The sequence below is a fragment of the Burkholderia sp. AU45274 genome, from assembly GCF_030482505.1.
Lineage (GTDB): Bacteria > Pseudomonadota > Gammaproteobacteria > Burkholderiales > Burkholderiaceae > Burkholderia.
Map to the genome: position 1 here is coordinate 1 of NZ_JAUJQE010000028.1, position 4,376 is coordinate 4,376.

Here is a 4,376-nt window from a genome sequence, read left to right on the forward strand (position 1 = left end):
CTCGAACGGGCTGCGATACGGCACGCTCACGCGTTGCGCCTCGACTTCGACGAGATAGAAACCGGCCGAATCGTCATCGTGCGACGGGGTGGTCGGCGTGTTGCCCGACCGGTTCGTCCGGGCCTTGTCGATGTCGCGGTGCAGACTGTGCGGAAAGTCCCGCATGCGAGTGGCAGGCAGGTTGTTTTCGATCCACCACGTCACCGAAATCGTCGCGAATTCGCGTTGGTCTGCCGGGTCGCGATCGTGTACGGGATGGCCCGACAGCACGAAACGCCGCCCGGCATCGATGGCTCGCGCCCCCCCGACGCCGTGGAACCGTTTGGCGCGCGATTCCCATTCTTCCATGCGGATGTGGGAAAGCCGGTCGCCATGCTGCTGTTGCTGGAAGGTGTACGCGCCGGTGTACTCGTAGATCTCGAGCTGATCGGGCAACTCACCCTGTCCGCCCATCGTCGGCAGTGTCGTGCCTTTCAGGTTCGACGGTTGCGAAGGATTCTTGTAGTCGAACGTGCGTGTCGTGTGCGTGACGCTCTGCAGCGTGCGCGTACCCGACCATTGCGTCAACCCGTCTGCTTCGATGCGGGTTCCGCCTCGGTAAAACGAAACCGTCGTTGGCGACAGCTCCGGACATGCTGCCAGCCTGTCGGTGATCACGAGCGTGTGCGATTGTCCGTCGTCGGCCTGTTCCCAGTAACCGAACAGGCCTTCGCTCTCAAGCAGGCGGTGCACGAAATGCCAGTCAGTTTCGCTCTGCCGGGTGTACGACCGGTTCGGCAGCGTTTGCGACAGTGCGAACCGAAACCGGCCGCGCGCTTCCGGGTGTTGGTTCAGCACGTCGGATACGATGTCGTCGGCCGTCTTATCGATCCAGATCTTCTGATCGCGGCGGAATTTCAGCACGTGCATCCATGCTTGCAGCGTGATCTGATACGTCGTCAGCCCGCCATCCACGCCCAGCTGGCGTGCCGTGTAGATATAGCCATGGATGGGGCGATACTGCCCGTTTACCTGCGAAAGCCAGAGCGTGACGGGTTGCGCGATGAGCTTTTTCAGCTCGATGGCGTTATCGGGCGATACCACGTCCAGCGTGAAAGCATAGTCGCGACCGATTGTCGATCGGCCGACGGCCCGGAGTACCGTCAGCGCGTTTGCACCAAGCGGTGTATCAAGCTTCAACAGCCGGTCCTGCTGAATCAGGCCGCCACGTAGCGCGGCAGCAAGGTTCTGCACGTTCATCGTAAGCCTTTCGTTATATTTGCAGCGCTCTCGGATAGCGTCTGAGGAATGCCCGCGCGATTTTACATCGGTTGCCGTGAGGTGCTTTAGCGAAATGCTGGCGCTGCTCCGGCCTGAGTTTTCTCGGACCACGGCATGCAACACACGTATTCGGTCGATCCGCGATGAAGGGTACGAAACGGCCGGCGAGCGGGCAACTGACGGCCTGACAGGCGATACGGTCCGTCTTCGTCGATCGTGGCGGCATCGAACCGAAAGCGGTGTGTGGCGCGCCCCGTTTCTCTGTCACGGTCGCGTCATGAGGCGACCATAACGTTGCACGTTCCCGTCGCGGCGGCACCGCCGGACCGGGAACGTGCGCAACCCGCTCGCGACGACGTGCCCGCGTCGCAGGTGGGGGCCGACCGGGATCTCGCTCCCGGCGGCGCAGCGGTCTGCATCGCGCCATTTCATTCGAAAATACGATCGACGACGGTTCGAACCGGACCGCGGACGATCAGGAGACAGGGACCATGCTGAGTCCGCATGAATTCTCGATGCTGTTGCGCGTCGCGCGTGCGCCGGACAGCGTCGATCCGTCGAATCCGGCCTTCGCCGTGCTGGTCGAGAAGCGGCTGGTCGACGATACGCAGGTACGCATGAATGCCGTGGCCGCGCGCCCGGCACTGACACCGATCGGCCAGATGCTGCTGGCGCGCTTCGACGAAGCGGCTTGAGGGGAAGCGTCACGCCTTCGTCGAGACGAAGGGCGTGACGCGTTGAAGCGCCGGGCCGCTTACTGCGCGACCGGCACGGTCACGTCGCTGCCGAACCAGTGCATCGAGATCTTCTTCAGCGTGCCGTCCTTGTGCAGCGAATCGAGCGCGTCGTTGATCGCTTTCTCGAACTTCGGATTGCCCTTGCGGAACGGGATCGCCATTTCCTGCTTGCCGCCGTTCAGCACCGCGCCCGCGCGCAGCGGCAGGTTCGACGTCTTGATCATGTACGGCAGCATCAGGCGGTCGTCGAGCGTCGCCTCGATCCGGCCCGCGGCGAGGTCGCGCAGTTTCTCCGGCGCGCCGGGATACGTCTGCACCTCGATGCCCGGCACGGTGCGCGCCATCTGGTCATAGTTGGTGCCGAGCGTCACGCCGAGCTTCTTGCCCTTGAAGTCGTCGAGCGACTTGAAGTTGCGCGAGTCGTCCTTGCGCTGGATCAGTTGGGCGGCCGAGTACGTGTACGGCTGGCTGAAGTCGAGCGCTTCCTTGCGCTGCGGCGTGATCGTGACCTGGTTGACGATCACGTCGAACTTGCCGGCCTGCAGGCCCGCGATGATGCCGCTCCATTCGGTCGGGACGAACTGCGTCTTCACGCCGAGCTTGCCGGCGACCGCGTTCGCGACGTCGACGTCGAAACCTTCGAGTTGCCCCGACGTGCCGCGCGAGTTGAACGGCGGATACGTGCCTTCGAGGCCGACGCGCAGCACGCCGGCTTTCTTCACTGAATCGAGCAGGTCGTCCGCGTGCGCGGCAACGGCCGTGAAGCCGAGGGCCGACGCGAGCAGCAGGCCCGACAGCAGGAACTTCGAACGTTTCATCGCAGATCTCCAGTGGTCAGCGTGGTGTGGGGTGAGCGCCGGCGCCGGGTGGGCGCGGCGGGCCGCAAGACGGGCACGTAGACACTACTCGCAACCGGGCCGCGCCGGAAGTCGAATTGGCCCTGATTGCAATCGATTTCATCGATGTGCGGGACGGCGGGCGTGATTACCGTCCGCCAGCGTGCATGCGGGCTGAGCGGATTCTGCTCGTTTAAAGCAGGTCAGACTTGAGGGCGTGCGAGGTTTTGTCTGTAAAATCGCGCGAGCAAAATCGAATGCTCGCGCCATCCGAGGGCGTGTCAAAAGAAAAAGGCCGTTCATGAACATGCAGAACACAATCGCCGCGTTGCGCGGCGGATTGCTTCAGCAGGACCGGTTGCTGAAGCTCGATACGCCATTGGGGGCCAACGTCCTGACCGTTCAGCGGGCAGTCGGTCGCTCACGTATCGGGCGCGCATACGAGTTCACGCTCGACGTGCTGTCGACCGACAGCGATGTGGAACTTAAAAAGCTGATCGCACAGCCCGTCACGTTGTGGATCCAGCAGGGCGATCTCGGCTACCGGCCGATCAACGGCTACGTGCATACCGCGAGCCGGCTGGGTGCCGACGGCGGGCTCACGACCTATCAGCTCGCGTTCGCCGATTTCACCCACTTCCTGAAGTTTCGTCGCGATCAGCGGCTCTGGAACGACACGACCGTCGACCAGATCATCAGCGACGTGCTGAACCAGCACCCGCAGGCGCAGGGGCATTTCCGCTTCGCGCTGTCGAAGCCGCTGCCGAACCGGTCGTACACGCGACAGCACGATACCGACTGGCATTTCGTGCATCGGCTGATGGAGAACGAGGGGCTCTATTGCGCATGGCAGCAGGCCGACGACGGCAAGTCGCATACGCTCGTCATCACCGACAACCTGCAGGCGTTCGCGCCGCTGTCGCCGGAAACCGTGCGCTTTTATCGCGGCGACGCTGCCAGCGAACCCGACGCGTTCACGCAATGGTCGGGCACGCGCACGCTGCAGAGCGTCACGCGTACGACGCGCACGTTCGACTACAAGAATCCTTCGCAGCCGTCGAACCCGAAAGGCACGTCGTTGCCGACGATGGGTGGCCAGGGCGAGTTGCCGGATCAACTCGAAGTCTACGAGTACACGGGCGCTTACACGTATCTCGACCAGACGCGCGGCGACCATCTGACGAAGGTCAAGATGGAAGAGTGGGAGTCACGGGCGAAGCGCTTCCATGCCGCGGGCGGGGTGCGCGCGATCGATGCCGGCCGGCGCTTCACGCTGACCGATCATCCCGAGCACGATCGTGATCCCGCCGATCAGCGCGAATTTGTCGCGATCGAGGTGGCGTGGTGGATCGAGAACAATCTGCCTGTTGCAAGCGACAGCGCGGACTTTCCGTACAGCCTGCGCGAAGCGCTGACGCAGGCACAGGACAACTACGGTACTGATCCCGTGTTTCGCGTGCAGCACGACGACGGATCGGCCGGCTTCTATCTCGTCGAAGTCGAAGCGCAGCGCGTGAGCGTGCCGTATCGCAGCCCGTTCGAA

General features: G+C 63.2%; 4 protein-coding genes. 2 read left to right on the forward strand and 2 right to left on the reverse strand.

Features of this window, described 5'->3' with window-relative positions:
* The coding region (locus QZM35_RS37960; RefSeq protein ID WP_301777776.1) for a phage late control D family protein at positions 1-1,239 on the reverse strand (1,239 nt) is incomplete at its 3' end.
* A gap of 512 nt (positions 1,240-1,751) precedes the next feature.
* Between QZM35_RS37960 and QZM35_RS37965 the strand changes: the two genes are divergently transcribed.
* Complete coding sequence (locus tag QZM35_RS37965) at positions 1,752-1,955, forward strand: hypothetical protein (protein ID WP_011350748.1); 204 nt, start codon at positions 1,752-1,754, stop codon at positions 1,953-1,955.
* A 59-nt stretch (positions 1,956-2,014) separates the two neighbouring features.
* Here the strand turns inward: QZM35_RS37965 and QZM35_RS37970 are convergent, their stop codons facing one another.
* Positions 2,015-2,815, reverse strand: coding sequence for a transporter substrate-binding domain-containing protein (locus QZM35_RS37970; protein WP_089424350.1), 801 nt, complete (start codon positions 2,813-2,815; stop codon positions 2,015-2,017).
* A gap of 319 nt (positions 2,816-3,134) precedes the next feature.
* Here QZM35_RS37970 and QZM35_RS37975 point away from each other — a divergent pair.
* On the forward strand, positions 3,135-4,376 hold a 1,242-nt coding region (locus QZM35_RS37975), incomplete at its 3' end, for a phage late control D family protein (protein ID WP_301777777.1).

Bases quoted from the DNA above. Each gene is read 5' to 3' on its own strand.
- QZM35_RS37965 (WP_011350748.1), top strand. From the start codon at position 1,752: ATGCTGAGTCCGCATGAATTCTCGATGCTGTTGCGCGTCGCGCGTGCG.
- QZM35_RS37970 (WP_089424350.1), bottom strand. From the start codon at position 2,815: ATGAAACGTTCGAAGTTCCTGCTGTCGGGCCTGCTGCTCGCGTCGGCC.